This is a genomic window from Streptomyces sp. NPDC085481 (genome assembly GCF_044541845.1).
Classification (GTDB): domain Bacteria; phylum Actinomycetota; class Actinomycetes; order Streptomycetales; family Streptomycetaceae; genus Streptomyces.
The window spans coordinates 67183-83491 of the sequence record NZ_JBITTJ010000021.1 but is presented as its reverse complement, the minus strand read 5'-3'; the positions used below and the strand labels follow the sequence as shown (position 1 = coordinate 83491).

Below are 16309 nucleotides of genomic sequence, written 5' to 3'. Positions count from 1 at the left end.
GGAGCGGTGAGGATCCGCTGGCCGGTGGCCTCCCGCCGGGGAGTGCCCCTGTCGGGATCCGTAGCCGTGTGCTGTCGACCGGCTGCCGCCCGCCGGGTCATGCGAGCGACGCGCCGCCTCGTCCCCTTATGGCAACCGCGGCTCGCGCACCGCCCACGGTTCGTCCGTGGGATCTCCTCATACTGGCGCTGTTCACGAGATCGGGTTCTGGCTCAACTTCTGTGACGGGTCACCGTAAGTAATCGTCGGGTACCCCATCGCTCGGGGAATCAGCAGCGCCTGTTGGTGCCGTTCACGTGCGTCCGCTGTGGTCTGCCAAGACGTGAAGCGAGCAGGAAACTTGGTGGTAGCCATCCAGGCAGTACGAGATGCTGCCAAAGTCATTGAACGAGACGCCGCGGTTCAGATCGTTGAGGAAGAGCTGGAACGCGACTACCAGCGAGAGCTGTCGCTCGGGCTTGAGCCGATACGCATGGCTGTGTCACATGTAGAGCAGCATGAGCTGGTATGGATCGTTTCATGGACATCTGAGGAGTATCTGCGCACCCGAAACCCGGGCTTCGCGCTGGCCGGGAATGGGCCGTACCTTGTTGACCGCGTCGACGGAAGCCTGCACCAGATCGGTGTCGTCTCCGCAGTAACGGACGCGTGGGAGGCCGACTACCGAGTCCGCATTCGAAGGCAGGTCACGCGGACCGCAGTGGACGATCTGCACGATGAGGTCCGGGCGGTGGCAGGCGCTCGTGGAAGGGTTCATGCCATGCACACCCTTCGCCAAAAAGTGCCAGTGCTCTCCCACGCTCAGATCATCGAGTACGTGACCGCCTTGCAACACGGCGATGCTCCGGCGCACCTCGTAGAGGTCTCCTCCAGGGAGCTGGTGCCACCTACCGACCCGTTTTTGTCCGTGGTGACCATCCGTAGAGCCGAGAATCGTCGAGGTCTCTGACAGCAGCAGCGTCCCTCACGAAGCGAGGAGAACTCGCTTACGCAGCAGCGAGAAGCCAACACGGCCAAACACCTGGCGCTTGAGCATTTGATCCGGTTGACATGGCCTTCGACGACGCCCGAGCTCCAGGGCAGGGTCAAGCCGGCGATGACGGCGTCGCGGTCGCGGTCGCGGTCGACGCTGGCGGCGAGAGGGTGTGGAGGCTGGGCAGGTCGTCCTGCCGGACGGCGTCGAGCCAGTCGGGCAGCCGCTCGCCCTGGCGCTCGGTGAGCATGGTTGCGAAGGAGCGGACGTGCCCGGTGAGGGCGTCGAGTTCGGAGCAGTGCATCCGAACGGCCTTGAGCTGAAGTTGCTCGGTCTCGGTGAGGGTGTCCGGACGGCGGAGGATCCATCCGGCGACGGTCCGGGGCGAGGGCGGCCGAGCGGTCACCGGCTGCGGTGAGGTGCGCCGCTTATCGTGTAGGTAGGCGCGAACGCGCTGGTAGCTGCCCTTGTAGCCGAGTGGCACGATCTCCTCCCACTGCTTCCAGGCGTTGGTGCAGCCTCGCTCCAGCGGTCGTCCAGAGAGAGCTTGTAGTCGTCGAGGACGGAGGGCCGGTTCTGCCACTGACCGGTAAACAGCTCTTCCGGCGTCGTGGCGTCGGCGAGCTGCTTGACGGTGCGGTAGGTCCTCCCGAGCTGACGCTGGACCGAGCGCCTTGCTGTGTCCCGCCGTCAGCAGTGCGTGGACGGCGGCATGCCGGGTCCGATCGGCGGATCGGTGCCCGCGTGGCCAAGGAGAACCGGACGAGTCCGCCGCCGGCACAGCCTCGGGTTCGGGACCGGGACCGGGGGCGGGTTCGGGGACCGTGGGGACCAGAGTGCGGAGGCGGCGACGGTGCTGGGCGACGCTCCGCTCAGCGGCCTCGCTGAGGTTGTGCCAGAGATGCCACCGGTCCGCGACCTGGACGGCCTGCGGTGCACCGGCGGTGGCGCCCTCGGCGAAGAACGGTGCCCGGTCCCGGCATACGACCTCGATGCCGGGCCGATCGGCGAGCCATGCCGCCAGGCTCGATGCCTCCCGGTCGGGCAGCAGGTCGACAGGGCGGCGGGCCTCGACGTCGACAAGAACGGTGCCGTAGTGGCGCCCCTTGCGGGTGGCGTACTCGTCAACGCCGACCACACGCCGGGAAGGGCGTCGACCAGGCGCAGAACGGTGCTCCGGCTGACACAGACCCCGAGCGCGTCAGACGAGCGCCGGCCCGGCCAGCCAGGGCGAGACCGACCGCAGCCAGCGTCGCGCGCAGCCGCTCGGTCCGCTGACCGTGCCGACGGGTCAGGCCGGGTATCTGCTCGGCGAAGGTACGGCGGGTACATCCCGAGTTCCCGCAGGTGAACCGGCGGACCCTCAGCTGAAGAACAACGCTTAGTCCTGCGCTGGGCACATCAGCGGGAAACCGCAGGTAGGAGCCATGAACCCGGTTCGACCAGATCCCGAACGCCTGGCAAGCGGCACCGCTCGCAGTGGATTCCACGTCGACCCGCACTATCGCGATGCTCACGTCCACCGACAGCACCGCAACGTCCGCGATCGACGGGAACAACAGCTCGTTCAACCGGAGCACGATCTCTTCCACTGCCCCGAACTGTCATCCCAACCGCCCTGACCACGGCTCATTTTCGGGCGACTTCGCCTACTGCCCGGAGAAGCTCAGCCGTCACTCAGCGTGGCCGCTTCACGGAAGTCGTGCCAGAACCGAGAGTCGTGAACAAAGCCACCGGGCCGTGCACCGTGGTCATTCACCGATCACGATCCCCTTCCGGTACCCGCTCCGGCCGTGGGAGCCGGGACCTCGCTGCGGCGATCCGAGTCGCAGGGCGCAAGCCTGGCGCCCATACTTGAAGCAGAGTCCGATGCAGGTCACCGGCACCGCGGATGGTGCGGTTCGGGGTCTGCGACAGGCGTGGGCGCGCGGGCGGGCGAAACTCCCCTCTGCCGCCCCGGCGTCCCCTTGCGTGGTACGCCGCCGCAGCGCAACCCGACGGCGGCAGGGCGGCGTGTCCCGTGGCCCGCTGCGCTTTCCAGCCCGCAGCCCAGCACGCAGCCGACCCGGCCCGCGGCTGGCCGGGGGCAACACGGGACGTGCCACCGCCCGCTACCGAAACCTCCGAAAGCGACGCCTCCCGGCAGACCGGCCGACCACGGCGCCCTTCCCGCGGGTCACTCGATCACGAAGGTCATGCAGTAATGAACACATCCAACACGGAACAGCTGCGTGTCGTAGCCGCTATCCCGGTGGGACCGAAGCCAGCCGGTGTGGCGGTGGATGTCCACGACCACGTCTTCGTCACCAACAGCGGCGCCAACACCGTGTCGGTCATCAATTCCTCGACCAACACCGTGAGCGCCACCATCACCGTCGGCTTGCACCCGGAGGGCGTGGCAACCGATCCTCAATTCGGCTTCTGTGTGGCCAACGCCGGCAACAGCACCGTGTCACTGGTCGACAGATTCAATGCCGTCGTCGCCACCGTCGGCGTCGAAGGCCCCTTCAACCCGCCGCCCGGCACGATGAGGGTGGCGGTCGATCACCTTCTCAGTCGCGCCTACGTGACCCACCGCGGCAGCAACAGGGTGGCGATCATCCACATCGGCAACGAGCCTCCCCCCTTCCACGACTTCATCGATGTTCCCGGTCCCCTCGGCGTAGCGGTCGATCCGGCAAGTCACCGCGTCTACGTCACGCAACCCGGTCTGAACAAGGTGTCGGTGATCGACCCCGGAACCCACGGGGTCCTGGCGACCATCCCGGTAGGGCAGCACCCCGCCGGCATCACGGTGGACGCCCCAAGGCGTCGTGCCTATGTCGCCGATTCAGGCTTCTCCACCGTGTCCGTAATCGATATCGCCACCGGCGGCGTATCCGACATCACCGTCGCACCAGGACCCAACGATGTGACGGTCGACTCCCAAGGCAACGCCTACGTCACCCAATCCGGCGGCACGGTGAGCGTGATCGATGCCACGTCCCACACCGTCAGCGCCACCATCCCGGTGGGCGCCCGGCCCCAGGGCCTGGCCTTCGAGCCCCACAGCGGTCGCGTCTATGTCGCCAACAGCGGCGACAACACCGTATCGGCGATCGACCTCGCCGGGAGTTAGGAGCAGACGAGGGCGCAGGCGATGTCGGTGAACGCAAGGACGTCATCGGCCTTGCGTGCGTAGCAGCGGTGCGTGTCGGCGACAGCCGGCGAGGTGGGCCACGGCCCTTTCACTGCCCGGCGGTGGCATCCGAGCCCGCAGGCAGGGGCGTGGTTCCCGTGAGGGGGATGTGACGGCGGATACCCCACTGACCTATCTCTTCTCGGTGCCGGGGGTTAGTGCGGGGTTCGCGCCGTGGAGCATGGTGTGATGGCGCGTACGAGGAATTCGACTCCCGGTTGCCCGTCACCGGCGCTCCACCCTGCCGGATGCAGGCCGATTCCATGACGTGCCACCGCCGCGCCGGATGCCGCTTGTGTCACGCAACACCACAGCAACAGCCCACCGTTGGCGCGGAGGCAGGCCCGGATTCACGCTGAGACATGACCGAGAATCTCATCAAAGGCCATCACAACGATCTCGGTTCTCTGGCGGAACGAGCCGTCGAAATACGGCGCCACCGTGCCCTACGAGCGCCATACCCGAGACGGCAGAATCATTCCGGGCAACATCCTCATCATCGAGTCCGAGAACGTTGTCCACCTTCGCCAAGTCCGACATCATGGACCCCGAACAGGCCGGTGAGGACCGGATCAAGGTGTAGGTACGAGCCGGGGCCACGGCCTTCCGTCGGGGCCGGATCCGCACCGGTGAGGCGACGGGCACCTTCTCGGCGGCGGTGAAGAACATGACACCGCCCGCCATCCTCAACGTGCCGGGCGAGCCGACACCGACATGCGGGCCCTCAGCAAGCAATCGACCTGACGGAACACCAGGCTCCCCCACCGCCTGCCGCGACGCCGGACACGTCGCTGTACGCGGCCCCGGACACGACGACGACACAGCCGGCACCGGCCGCTGCCCGGGCACCAACACTCGACCTGTCGCGCTCAGGCCTTCGGCGGGGCCAGGGTGCTCGCTCGCGCGTGCGAAGCCAAGGCTAGGCTCGTCGGCATGCCGAGCCATGTTCCGTTCAATGAGGCGCTGCTCTCCACCGTGGGCACCCCTAAGCAGGCCAAACTCCTGGACAGCAGTCCACGGTCACGGGTGTGGCGGGTGCAGCTGGCCGACCGACGGCTGGTGATCGTCAAGCAGATCACCGACAGCGGGGACACCGGCGCCGACGCGAGCACGCGCTTCGCGCGGGAGGTCGCCGGGCTGCGCCTGGCCGGGCGGGGCTCGGGGCCCGCCGTGGCTCCTGCATTGCTCGCCACGGACCTGCCCTCGCGGGTGATGGTCCTCGAGTACTTGGACGACCTCGGCAAGACGGACGACTGGATGCCGGGGTACGCCGAGTCGCTCGCCCGGCTGCACGCCCTGACCGGGCCCGCCGACGCGGGGGCGCTACCGGTCTGGTCAGGGCCCACGGCCGCCGACGCGGAGTCCTTCCTCACCCTGGCCAGGGCGCTCGACGTGCCCGTACCGTCCGCGGTTCCCGAGGAACTCGCCGGTCTCCTGGAGCGGTTGGACCCCACCCCGCACCATGCGCTGCTGCACGGCGACCCCTGCCCCGGTAATGATCTGCGCACCGCCGACGGCGTCCGCTTCGTCGACTTCGAGCGGGCCTCGCTCGGCAACGGCCTGATCGAACTCGCCTACTTCCGAATCGGTTTCCCCACCTGCTGGTGTGCCATGTCGGTCACCGCGGCCCCGCTCGCGGAGGTCGAGGACGTCTACCGGACCACCTGGCGCGGCCTCACGGGGAAGGACGTGCCGGGTGACCTCGCCGACGCGTGTGCAGGCTGGCTGATCCAGGGCGACGCGCTCGTCGAACGAGCCCACCGCGGGACGGTCGACCAGCTCGCCCGGGTGCCCACCGAGGACTTCGAGTGGGGCTACGTCTCCGCCCGTGAGCGGCTTGTCCACCGCCTGGGCGTGGTCGCCGACATGACCCGCGACCACGATCACCTGCACGCCGTCGGCCGCCTCAGCTCCTCCTTGGCCGAGCGCCTGCTCGAACGCTGGTCGACGCTGCGTCCGCTCCCCACGCATGACTCCCGCCCTTGGTACTAGGGAGTCCAGGAAATGGATCACGCGCATAAGGTGCCGATACGTAGCCGAGTCACGTGGTCCTCCCATCTTGTCGTTCGATCGAGCTCACCGAGCTGCGGAGTCCTCGACCTGCGCCGGCCCATCTGTTCCGCCCCTCCGGGAGTACCCAGACCAGACCGCCAGCACCTTCGGCCCTGTTGAGGTGCTGCCTTCCGTGGCTTGCATCGGTGTCCTCCGCTTGGCGGCTGTCGCTCCCGCGCTCTAACCGGTGCTCCAGTGCTCCGCGTGCACCTTGGTCTGGTTCCCGCCCGTCCCGTGTGCCTGGTCAGGCGGGGGTGCTGGCCTTGCGCTTCACAACATGCGCTGGACCGAACTGGCCCAGGATTGCGAGCTCTAGCGACGCGTGCTGATCAGAGCCACTCGTCGGTGGCCGCTATGAGGACGGTCGCTGCGTAGCGACCTGCGAGCTTGTCGTAGCGGGTGGCCACCGCGCTGCCTGGTCGGGTTTGTTCAGTAGCGTCGTGCCGCATCTGGCGGAGTGAAGCGTGGTGGTGCGGGACAGCGGGCGGCCCGTGTGACCCTGTGCGTGCGACGGACCGAGTCGTCCAGTTCGCGCAGGGGCACTGTCGACGGTGCGGCTACTCGTACGGGTTCACCGGGGTTTCGGGCGCGCGAGGGACGTCGTTGTGATCCGAGAGTCGTACCGAATTCCACAGCTCCACGAGGTCGAACGGCGGCAGCCGTGACAGCTCCTCACCTGCGGCGGTCATCGCCGTGCGATAGCGCGGACTGCCGAGGACGTCCGTCAGGCCCTCGGCGATCTCGTGTCGCGTCGCCGACAGGCCCAGGGACCGGCCGAGACCACGGCGCGCGAACGCCGCAGCGTTGTAGGGCTGGTCGGCGAGAACGCCCATGGCCAGAACCGGGGTTGCCCCCTGGACTGCGTCCAGGAGGGAGGCCCTGCCTCCGTGCGTCACGAACAGATCGGCTCGGCGCAGGAGTGCCGGCTGCGGGACGTGCTCGGCAACTGTGACGCGGGGGTGCGCGTTCCGTAAGCGTTCCGCCAGGGCACCGGCTGACACGGTCACTTCGCAGTCGATGCCCGACAGGGCTGCCAGGATCTCCCCGTACAGGCCCTCGACCACGGTACGCAGGCCGGGCATCGCGGTGGTCAGGGTGCCGAGGCTCACGTAGACGAGTGGGCGGCCGGACAAAGAGCGGCCCGTTCCGGCCGGGACGCCGGCGGTCCGGTGTTCCGCGAGCGTACGTGGGACCGTGCGCATGCCGGACGGGAAAGTGCCGTAGAACCACGGGACCGGGGCGGGGGTGAGCATGGGCGGAAGAGTCGGCGGTGCCTGCTCGTACTGCTTGTAGAGCGGAGCCAGCGCGGGTGCGACATCGGTGTCCCAGAGGTCGAGGAGCACCGGCCCCAGACCGTTGTCCGCCGCGACCAGCGGCAGATCCAGGATGCGGGCCGCCAGGTGCGCGCCGAGGTCGCTGCATTCCGCGATCACCAAGTCGGGGCGCTTCCGCGTCCACGCGGCGAGCAGGTGTTCGGCCTTGGTCTCGGCCATCTGCGGCCAGAGGTGGGCGAAGACGTACCGGTTGAAGGAGGCATTGCCGGACCGCGTCCACGTCTCGCTCGCGGCCCGCTGGACAGCGGGATCACAGGTCCAGCTCGTTCCAGCTCTGTGGAACTCCATCCCTCGCCGCAGAGCTGCCCGCCGGAACATCTGGGGGCCGTAGAGCACGACGCGGTGTCCCTGGCCGCGGGCCGGGCGGATGACGTAATCCAATGCGGAGACGTGTGAGGGAATCGGTTCAGCGGTGAGCGCTATCCGGAGAATCACAGTTGTGCCAGGCCTCTCAGTGACGCAGAAGGTAGCTGTGCGGCCGACCGCACGGTGGCCGCCGGGACGGCCTGAGTCTGCGGAACGGATCGCCCGGGGCGCCATGCGCGGCGGTCAGTACGGGACGCTGGAACGCGAGAACGGTCTCTGAACAGCGCTGACACGCGAGACCTGGAACGCCGGGATGGGACAATGTGTGCTCTCGCCGTCGTCCGGGGTAGCTCAATCCGCGTCGACGAGCTCGTGCATGGTCGGCGGTAGTGCGTCGAGCGCTGCAGTCGGCGTGGGTGTCACGCCCCCGGCTGATCGGGCCCTGACCCGTCGTTCTGGGGCCGCACCCCGGTCCGCACCCGGTGCAGGATCCCGTTGATCGCCTGACGGTGATCGCAGGGCCTTGAGTGACTCCCGCAGGGCGGCGTCCATCACGGTCATCGGGCTTCGACCTCGGCTTCGTCGTGGAGCTGGTCGTCGTGGCCGTCGTTCGTCGTGTCGATGGCGGCGATGGCCGCGAAGAGCCGGGCATGGCCGTGGAGGAAGGCCTCAGCCCCAGTATCTCCGCTGGTCTCGGGCGCGCGGGGTCGGTCTCGTGCCGGCGTGCCATTTCCCAGGTCTGCTTTCTCAGCTCGGCCCAGGGGCCGTTCGCAGCCGGTTTCCCCAGGTGTTCTGCGAGCCTCCGCCAGGAACCGTTCCCGGGCGGGGGATCGTCCCTTCCCGGAAGGAAGCCCGTACCGGCGACGGCGGCGGGACGCTGACGGGGGGGCGGGGTAGGGATGGCCGGGTTGAGGGTCACACGGATCGGTACGGCCGGGCTGGTGGTCGTGCTGGCCGCCGCGGCGGTGAGCGGCTGGTTCCTGTACGACCGGTTCAGCAGCCGCTCGCAGAGCCGGGCGGCGATCACCGAGGCCTGCGAGGGGCTTGTGGACCCGGGCGCATTGCTGCGCTTCGCCGGCGGCGGGAGGAAGGTGGAAGCCGAGTCCCCGGGGGACCGCGTGTGCCTGCTCAGCCGGCAGGTGACCTTCGAGGGCGAGGACCGGATGGACGACTTCTTCTCGCTGTGGGTGGTCGCGTCCAAGGACGCCGAACCGGGCGAGAGCCGCTTCGACTTCACTGCCCGGTCAGTCACGGTGACCGCGAAGTGCGCCGATCCGGCCCGATCGGCCGGAGTGACCGCGCTGCGGGTGACCGCCGGCACCGAGTTCGAAGCCGCGACACGCGGCGAGCCGGGGGTGCTGCCTGCTTTGGCCCGCGAGGCGGCCGTGCGCGCGGCGGCGAAGGCCGGTTGCCGGACCACCCTGCCCTCCGCCCCGAAGCTGTGACGACGCGCGGTGAAGACGACCTCGTCGTCTCCGGCCCCGGAGGGTGGCTCCGCAGGGGCGATCCGGTGAAACCGCGATGCGGACGCACGGCTGCCGCCAAGATGGCGGCATGAGCGAAGAAGGTACGGGGCCGGGCGACTGGCCGGTGGTGGTGAGGGTTCCGGTAGAGCCGGTCGAGGCCGCGATGGAGGCCGATGCCGTCGATGCGGCGGCGCGCCACATCGCTGTGGCGGTACGGGGTCCGCTGTTCGGGGTGGCCTCGCAGGGCGAGGACGACGGGCTGCGGTGGCGGGTGGTCGTCGAGGTCACCCACGGCTGTCCCCAGCAGGCACGAGACGCACTGAACTCCCTGCTCTGGTTCCGGGCGAAGGACGAGGCGAAGAGCAGGGAGGAGCGGCGTGCGCTGCTGGCGGCGGTCGCCCGGCTGGAGGGCGAGTGCGTCGACGAGCTCACCGTGCTCGACACCCGCTACCGCGTGGTGCGGGCCGAGGAGTACGCGGCCGTCGACGCGCACGGCGACATCGAGACGCCGCGGCCCACCGACCCCGAACCCCTCACCCCCGACTGGAGCCCCGGCTCCGGCGCCCGCAGCCCGAGAGTCGACGACGGCCTCGTCCTGGACCCGGACGCCCCCCTTACCCCGCTCCAGGCGGCAGAGCGGCTGGCCTTGCGCTCCCTGGCCTATTCCGGAAGCAGGTTCCCCGACCCGGTAGTGCGCGACTCCGCGCGGGCTCTGGAGTCCCACCCTGACGTGATGCTCATGCCGGCGGCGTTTCTCATCGTCGAGCGGTCCGGTGCCGGGCCTTGGTCGCCGGGCAGCCGCCTGCAGGCCACCGCCCACGACGCACGCCGGACCTTGGCCTTCTCACTGACCTGGATGCAACCACGTACACGCGGCCTGATCCCCTACGACGCCGCGCCGGACGTCGACGCACGCACCGTCGTCGCCGAGAACACCAGTCCGGCCGTCGCGGAGCTCGCGGCGTTCGCCGCGGCTGCGGACCGGCTCCGCGCCGGCCGGGTCAACGAGATCGAGGTCCACGGCACCGTTTCCCGGATCGCCCGTGCCCGGCGCGTGTTGCGCTGGGGCCCCGACGGACCGGAAGGCCCTCGCCCGTCCGACATCAACACCCACGCTCCCCAGCCCCTCCACCCCCGCCTCGACGAGGACGGCACCGTCCACTTCGACGAACCCACAGACGACGAAACCGAGCCGTGTGCCGAGTCCCTCTAGGACGGACGGGGGGCGTCGGTGATCCACTCACCCACCGCCGGCAGGGAGGCCGCTCCGGCCAGCTCCGCGCACGCGGTCAGCGGCAGCATGACGTCCAGAGCACGTGTGCCGTACGCCGCATGGATCGCGAGGGTCGGGTACCTCGGTCAGACGCTCCAGCAGGGTCGGTTCATGCACCCGCGGTGTCCTCGGCCTCCCACCGAAGCAGGTCGCCTGGCTGGCACTCGAGCACCTCGCAGAGCGCGGCGAGCGTCGCGAAGCGCACCGCCTTGGCGCGGCCGTTCTTGAGTACCGCCAGGTTGGCGGGCGTGATCCCTACGCGGTCTGCGAGGTCGCCCACGGACATCTTCCGCCTGGCCAGCATCACGTCGATGTCGACGGCGATCGGCATCAGATCACCTCGTCCAACTCGGCCTGCATCTGCGCCGCTTCGACGTCGCGGGCGACGGCTTGGGCGAGCAGCATCCGCAGCACGAGCACGATGAGCGCGACTCCGAGGATGGCTACGCCGATCCCGCCCATGATGAGGGTGACGCCCGGGTCCTCCCGCTGGCCGGGGGCATTCAGGGCCGTGACCGCGAACCACACGAGAGCGGCCGCAACGATCGCGCCGATGATGACGTCCACGTACCGGAAGGCGGCGGGGGAGAACACGGTTCCCCGTCGCACCATCGTCACCAGTCGCCATACACAGACCAGGGCGACCTGGGCCGTCCCGATGCCCAGGATCGTGATCACGCGCAGCGGGGTCAGCGGGAGCGACCCGTCCTCCGGGTCATTCCCGCTGACCAGCGCCCACACCATCAATGCCTGTACGAACGCGGCGCCGGTGAGCACCACCACGAGCACGGCGCGCAGCGCGCCCACTGTCAGCTTCCCCATGACCCATCCTTCCATCGAGCTACGATGGGAATCTATCGAATCTCGATAGGTGAGGCAAGGGGACTGGGTAGGTCGGAGGCTGGGCGGCGGCCCTCCGGCCAGCGCCGAGCCCCGCTTTGCCGGTCAGGAGCGAGGGCTTGTCACCCAAGGGCGAGCGCGCATCGCCTTCAACCCGGCGGCGCCCTCCGACGTACCGATACGCCAGCCGTGCGTGCCGCCTGAACGGAGCCGCCGCCCCACCGACGGCGACGGGACGCCGAGAGGCGGCATCCGCGTAGCGATCACAGGCAGGGCAGCCCCTGCCGGTCTTCGGCCGGGGCCGCTCGCCGGGGGGCGATGGAAAGTGGCCCAGGTGACCAAGGGGACCCTCGTCGACCTGCTGACGGGAAGTGGATCCTTCCGCCTGGCCCCAGCCACTCCGTCACGCCGACTCACGGGCGCGAACGACTTCGTGGCGCTTGCCCAGCGGGGCCGGTGACCGTCGCGGGTCACCCGGTCAGGCAGGGGGCCGGGACACGAAGACCCGGTCCAGCAGGGCGTAAAGGGAGTCCCGGTCCTCGTCGCCGAGTCCGTCCAGGCCCTCCTGCGTGGTGCGCATCTTCGCGCGGATCGCGTCGGTGACGCGCTCACCCTCAGCGGTGAGGATGACGTTCTTGACGCGCCGGTCGGACGCGTCGGCTTCGCGGCGTACGAGGCCGCGCTTCTCCAGGCGGTCGATGATCCCGGTCATGTTGGACGCGTCGCAGGTCATGGTCTCGGCCAGGGCTCGCATCGCGGCCGGCCCCCGGCGCAAGACGGTCAGCGCCTTGCCCTGGCTCGCCGTGAGGTTCTCACTCGCCGCCGCGACGGTGAAGTCGCCGTAGTAGACGCCGAGCGACACCGAGAGCAGCTCCATGAGCTGGGCCGTGTCGACGGGCGCTGCTGCACGCGGAGCTTCTGTCATGGGAGCGAGTCTATCGCGAAAAACTTGACTATCTCAAATAACTACCTCTAACTTCCTCCCATTGCATGAAGTTCTCAAGCATCAAGGTTGACAAGTAAAAGCAATGAGGAGCGCCCCCGTGACCGACACCGCGTCCCCCACCTCCCGCGCGGCCGAGATCCTGTCCCGGCCCGTCGCCCTGAACGGCCTGACCGTCCCGAACCGCATCGCGATGGCGCCGATGACGCGTATGTTCTCCCCCGGCGGCGTTCCCGGCGAGGACGTGCGGTCGTACTACGCCCGCCGCGCCGCCGCCGGCGTGGGCCTGATCGTCACCGAGGGCACCTACGTCGGCCACGAGTCGGCGGGACAGAGCGACCGTGTGCCGCGGTTCCACGGTGAGGAGCAGCTGGCGGGGTGGGCAAAGGTCGCCGAGGACGTGCACGCTGCGGGCGGCACCATCGTGCCGCAGCTGTGGCACATCGGCATGGTGCGCAAGCAGGGCCAGGCGCCCTATGCCGAAGCCCCGGCCATGGGCCCCTCCGGCATCCGCCCCGACGGCACCGAGGGCACTGGCAAGGCGATGACCCAGAGCGACCTGGACGACGTCATCGGCGCGTTCGCCGAGGCCGCCGCAGCCGCCGAGCGCATCGGCTTCGACGGCATCGAACTGCACGGCGCCCACGGCTACCTCCTCGACCAGTTCCTGTGGGCGGGTACGAACCGCCGTACCGACGCGTACGGCGGCGACCCGGTGGCCCGTACGAAGTTCGCGGCCGAGATCGTGGCCGCGGTCCGCGCGAGCGTCTCACCCGACTTCCCGGTGATCTTCCGCTACTCGCAGTGGAAGCAGGACGCCTACGACGCGCGGCTCGCCGAGACCCCGGAGGAGCTGGAGGCGATCCTGACCCCGCTGGCCGCGGCCGGCGTCGACGCGTTCCACGCCTCCACCCGCCGCCACTGGATCCCCGAGTTCGACGGCTCGGACCTGAACCTGGCGGGCTGGACCAAGAAGCTCACCGGCAGGCCCACGATCACCGTCGGCTCGGTCGGCCTCGACGGCGACTTCATCCACGCGCTCGCGGGCGAAGGCTCGCCGGTGCAGGGCATCGACGACCTCCTCGACCGCCTGGAGCGCGACGAGTTCGACATGGTCGCCGTCGGCCGTGCGCTGCTCCAGGACCCGGAGTGGGCGGCGAAGGTCCTCGCGGGCCGGACCGACGAGCTGAAGCCGTACGACGCGGCTGCGGTGAAGACGCTGAGCTGAGCTGACCTGGCCGTTTCGGTTGGGGTCCGGCTGCGGGTCGGGCAGAAGGCGGACGGAGTTCGCATGGCTGCATGCGGCGCTCGGCAACCCGGCCGGCCATGCCGAGAAGGCCTTCTACGCACTCGACATCGTCGGTGACCGTGGGGCACGGCATTCGGCGGTGGCGGTCCCGGAGGCAGGGTCAGGAGTCGTGAACCTGACGGTTTCCGGAATCCTGTGCCCTCCAGGCAAGCGCCTGGACCTCGACGAGCCGGCGCCGCCCTGAGCGCCTGAACGCTCCAGGGCGGCGCCGCGCTGGTCAGAGTCCCGTGAGGTGCTCCGGGCGGACCGGCGTCTTGTTGAGCTGCAGGCCCGTCGCGTTCCGGATCGCCGCGAGGACCGCCGGCGTGGACGACAGGGTCGGGGCCTCGCCGATGCCGCGTACCCCGTACGGTGCGTTCGGGTCGGCCAGTTCGATGTAGTCGACCGGGATCGTCGGGGTGTCGAGGATCGTCGGGAGCAGGTAGTCCGTGAAGGAGGGGTTGCGCACCTTCGCGGTGTCGGGGTCCACGATGATCTCCTCCATCACCGCGACGCCGAGCCCCTGGACGGTGCCGCCCTGGATCTGGCCGACGACGGACAGCGGGTTGAGTGCCTTGCCCACGTCCTGGGCGACCGCCAGCTCGACGACCTTGACCAGGCCGAGCTCGGTGTCGACCTCCACCACCGCGCGGTGCGCGGCGAAGGCGTACTGGACGTGGCCCTTGCCCTGGCCGGTGACCCGGTCGAAGGGCTCGGTGGGGAAGTGCCGCCACTCCGCCTCGACCTCCACGGACTCGTCCTCCAGGACCTCCACGATGGTGGCGAGGACCTCGCCGTCGGCGGTGACGACCTTGCCGCCCTCCAGGTGCAGGACGGCGTCGGTCCACGCCGGGTGATGGGAGCCGAACCGGCGCCGGCCGATCTCCAGGACCCTCTCGCGGACGAGCTCGCAGGAGTTCTTGACGGAGCCGCCGGTCATGTACGTCTGGCGGCCGGCGGAGGTCGAACCGGCCGAGCCCACCTGGGTGTCGGCGGGATGGATGGTGACCTGCTGGACGCCGAGCTCGGTGCGGGCGATTTGCGCGTGGATGGTGACACCGCCCTGGCCGACCTCCGCCATGGCCGTGTGCACCATCGCGACCGGCTCGCCGTTGATGACCTCCAGGCGCACCCTGGCCGTCGAGTAGTCGTCGAACCCCTCGGAGAAGGCGACGTTCTTGATGCCGACCGCATAGCCGACGCCTCGGACGATGCCTTCGCCGTGCGTGGTGTTCGACAGACCGCCCGGCAGCGCACGCAGGTCGGCCGCGCCGCCGGCGGTCTCCCACTGCCGCAGCGGCGGCAGCGGTCGGTCCTTGACCATGCGAAGCAGTTCCACGACCGGCGCGGGGTGGTCGACCCTCTGTCCGGTAGGCATGGTCGTGCCCTCTTCCATCGCGTTGAGCTGCCGGAACTCGACCGGGTCCATGCCCAGTTCCGCCGCGAGCCTGTCCATCTGGGCCTCGTACGCGAAGCAGGCCTGGACCGCGCCGAAGCCGCGCATCGCACCGCAGGGAGGGTTGTTGGTGTAGAGGCCGATCGCTTCGATGTCCACGTCGTCGATGACGTACGGCCCCACTGAGAGGGACGCGGCGTTGCCGACGACAGAGGCCGTGGAGGAAGCGTACGCGCCGCCGTCGAGCACGATCCGCGCCTTCATGTGCGTCAGCTTGCCCTCTCGGGTGGCGCCGTGCTCGTAGTACAGCTTCGCCGGGTGGCGGTGGACGTGGCCGAAGAAGGACTCGAAGCGGTTGTAGACGATCTTGACCGGCTTGCCGGTGCGCAGCGCCAGGAGGCTGGCGTGGATCTGCATCGAGATGTCCTCGCGGCCGCCGAAGGCACCGCCGACGCCGGCCATCGTCATGCGGACCTTCTCCTCGGGCAGGCCGAGGACGGGGGCGATCTGCTTGAGGTCCGAGTGCAGCCACTGGGTGGCGACGTAGAGGTCGACACCGCCGTCCTCGGCGGGTACGGCGAGGCCGGACTCCGGGCCGAGGAAGGCCTGGTCCTGCATGCCGAAGACGTACTCGCCCTCGACGATCACGTCGGCCCGCTTGCGGGCCTCCGCCACGTCCCCGCGGATGATCGGCTGGCGGTGCACGATGTTGGGGTGGGGGACGTAGGCGGCGTGGTGGTCGTCGCGGTTCTCGTGGACGAGCGGCGCGTCCGGAGCGAGCGCTGATGCCTCGTCGGTGACGACGGGCAGCTCCTTGTACTCGATCTTGATCTTGGCGGCCGCGCGGCGGGCGGTCTCGGGGTGGTCAGCGGCCACGAGGGCGACCGGCTCACCGTGGTGACGGACCTTGCCGTGGGCCAGGACCGGCGTGTCCTGGAACTCCATGCCGTAGTACTTCGTGAGGGCGGGCAGGTCGTCGTACGTCATGACCGCGTGTACGCCGGGAACGGTCAGGGCCTCGGAGATGTCGATGGAGACGATCTCGGCATGCGCGACGGTGGAGCGCAGGGTCTGGCCCCAGAGCATGTCCTCGTGCCACATGTCCGAGGAGTAGGCGAACTCGCCGGTGACTTTCAGAGTGCCGTCCGGGCGAAGCGTCGACTCGCCGATGCCGCCTCTGGTCCGGGATCCCTGGGTGACGTCGGCAGGGATTCCGCTGGTGGTGCCGGCCATGTTTCCGACCGCCTCTCTATTCGTGAC

The 16309-nt window shown here is 69.4% G+C and carries 13 protein-coding genes and 1 pseudogene; 6 read left to right on the top strand and 8 right to left on the bottom strand.

The window, feature by feature from the left end; genetic code table 11:
• Nucleotides 1–343 precede the first annotated feature (343 nt).
• A complete protein-coding gene (locus tag ACIGEZ_RS32300; protein WP_399838337.1) occupies nucleotides 344–949 on the top strand; it encodes a YrhB domain-containing protein in 606 nt (201 codons plus the stop codon).
• A gap of 136 nt (nucleotides 950–1085) precedes the next feature.
• Here ACIGEZ_RS32300 and ACIGEZ_RS32295 read toward each other — a convergent pair whose 3' ends face one another.
• The 3 genes and pseudogenes from ACIGEZ_RS32295 to ACIGEZ_RS32285 form a co-directional block, all read right to left on the bottom strand.
• The gene (locus ACIGEZ_RS32295; RefSeq protein ID WP_399838406.1) at nucleotides 1086–1457 is read right to left on the bottom strand and encodes a hypothetical protein; all 372 of its coding nucleotides are present in this window, start codon (nucleotides 1455–1457) and stop codon (nucleotides 1086–1088) included.
• Between the two features lie 414 nt (nucleotides 1458–1871).
• Nucleotides 1872–2111 (bottom strand): annotated as a pseudogene (locus tag ACIGEZ_RS32290) (transposase); the annotation flags it as partial.
• Nucleotides 2098–2565, bottom strand: coding sequence for a hypothetical protein (locus ACIGEZ_RS32285; RefSeq protein ID WP_399838334.1), 468 nt, complete (start codon nucleotides 2563–2565; stop codon nucleotides 2098–2100). The gene ACIGEZ_RS32285 and the pseudogene ACIGEZ_RS32290, both read right to left, overlap by 14 nt.
• A 611-nt stretch (nucleotides 2566–3176) precedes the next feature.
• On the opposite strand from ACIGEZ_RS32285, the gene ACIGEZ_RS32280 reads away from it, so the two are divergent.
• Nucleotides 3177–4091, top strand: a complete 915-nt coding sequence (locus tag ACIGEZ_RS32280) for a YncE family protein (protein ID WP_399838331.1) — start codon at nucleotides 3177–3179, stop codon at nucleotides 4089–4091.
• Between the two features lie 993 nt (nucleotides 4092–5084).
• Nucleotides 5085–6143 carry a phosphotransferase family protein gene (locus ACIGEZ_RS32275; protein ID WP_399838328.1) on the top strand — a complete coding sequence of 353 codons (1059 nt, stop codon included), beginning with the start codon at nucleotides 5085–5087 and terminating at the stop codon, nucleotides 6141–6143.
• Between the two features lie 617 nt (nucleotides 6144–6760).
• Here ACIGEZ_RS32275 and ACIGEZ_RS32270 read toward each other — a convergent pair.
• Nucleotides 6761–7825: a glycosyltransferase gene (locus ACIGEZ_RS32270; RefSeq protein ID WP_399838326.1), complete on the bottom strand. Its 1065-nt coding sequence runs from the start codon at nucleotides 7823–7825 to the stop codon at nucleotides 6761–6763.
• A gap of 926 nt (nucleotides 7826–8751) precedes the next feature.
• Between ACIGEZ_RS32270 and ACIGEZ_RS32265 the strand changes: the two genes are divergently transcribed.
• Nucleotides 8752–9288 carry a hypothetical protein gene (locus ACIGEZ_RS32265; protein WP_399838323.1) on the top strand — a complete coding sequence of 179 codons (537 nt, stop codon included), beginning with the start codon at nucleotides 8752–8754 and terminating at the stop codon, nucleotides 9286–9288.
• A 109-nt stretch (nucleotides 9289–9397) separates the two neighbouring features.
• The gene (locus tag ACIGEZ_RS32260) at nucleotides 9398–10522 is read left to right on the top strand and encodes a DUF5954 family protein (protein ID WP_399838321.1); all 1125 of its coding nucleotides are present in this window, start codon (nucleotides 9398–9400) and stop codon (nucleotides 10520–10522) included.
• Nucleotides 10523–10691: 169 nt separating this feature from the next.
• On the opposite strand, the gene ACIGEZ_RS32255 is transcribed toward ACIGEZ_RS32260, so the two are convergent.
• From ACIGEZ_RS32255 to ACIGEZ_RS32245, 3 genes are all read right to left on the bottom strand, one after another.
• Nucleotides 10692–10913, bottom strand: a complete 222-nt coding sequence (locus tag ACIGEZ_RS32255; RefSeq protein WP_399838317.1) for a helix-turn-helix domain-containing protein — start codon at nucleotides 10911–10913, stop codon at nucleotides 10692–10694.
• Nucleotides 10913–11404, bottom strand: a complete 492-nt coding sequence (locus ACIGEZ_RS32250; RefSeq protein ID WP_399838315.1) for a DUF2975 domain-containing protein — start codon at nucleotides 11402–11404, stop codon at nucleotides 10913–10915. The genes ACIGEZ_RS32255 and ACIGEZ_RS32250 overlap by 1 nt, the downstream gene beginning before the upstream one ends.
• A gap of 496 nt (nucleotides 11405–11900) precedes the next feature.
• Nucleotides 11901–12347 (bottom strand): MarR family winged helix-turn-helix transcriptional regulator, encoded by a 447-nt coding sequence (locus ACIGEZ_RS32245; protein ID WP_399838312.1) that lies wholly within the window; start codon nucleotides 12345–12347, stop codon nucleotides 11901–11903.
• Between the two features lie 118 nt (nucleotides 12348–12465).
• On the opposite strand from ACIGEZ_RS32245, the gene ACIGEZ_RS32240 reads away from it, so the two are divergent.
• Complete coding sequence (locus ACIGEZ_RS32240) at nucleotides 12466–13593, top strand: NADH:flavin oxidoreductase (RefSeq protein ID WP_399838310.1); 1128 nt, start codon at nucleotides 12466–12468, stop codon at nucleotides 13591–13593.
• A 298-nt stretch (nucleotides 13594–13891) separates the two neighbouring features.
• On the opposite strand, the gene ACIGEZ_RS32235 is transcribed toward ACIGEZ_RS32240, so the two are convergent.
• Entirely contained in the window at nucleotides 13892–16282 is a 2391-nt protein-coding gene (locus ACIGEZ_RS32235; protein WP_399838307.1) for a xanthine dehydrogenase family protein molybdopterin-binding subunit, read from the bottom strand.
• Nucleotides 16283–16309: the final 27 nt, after the last annotated feature.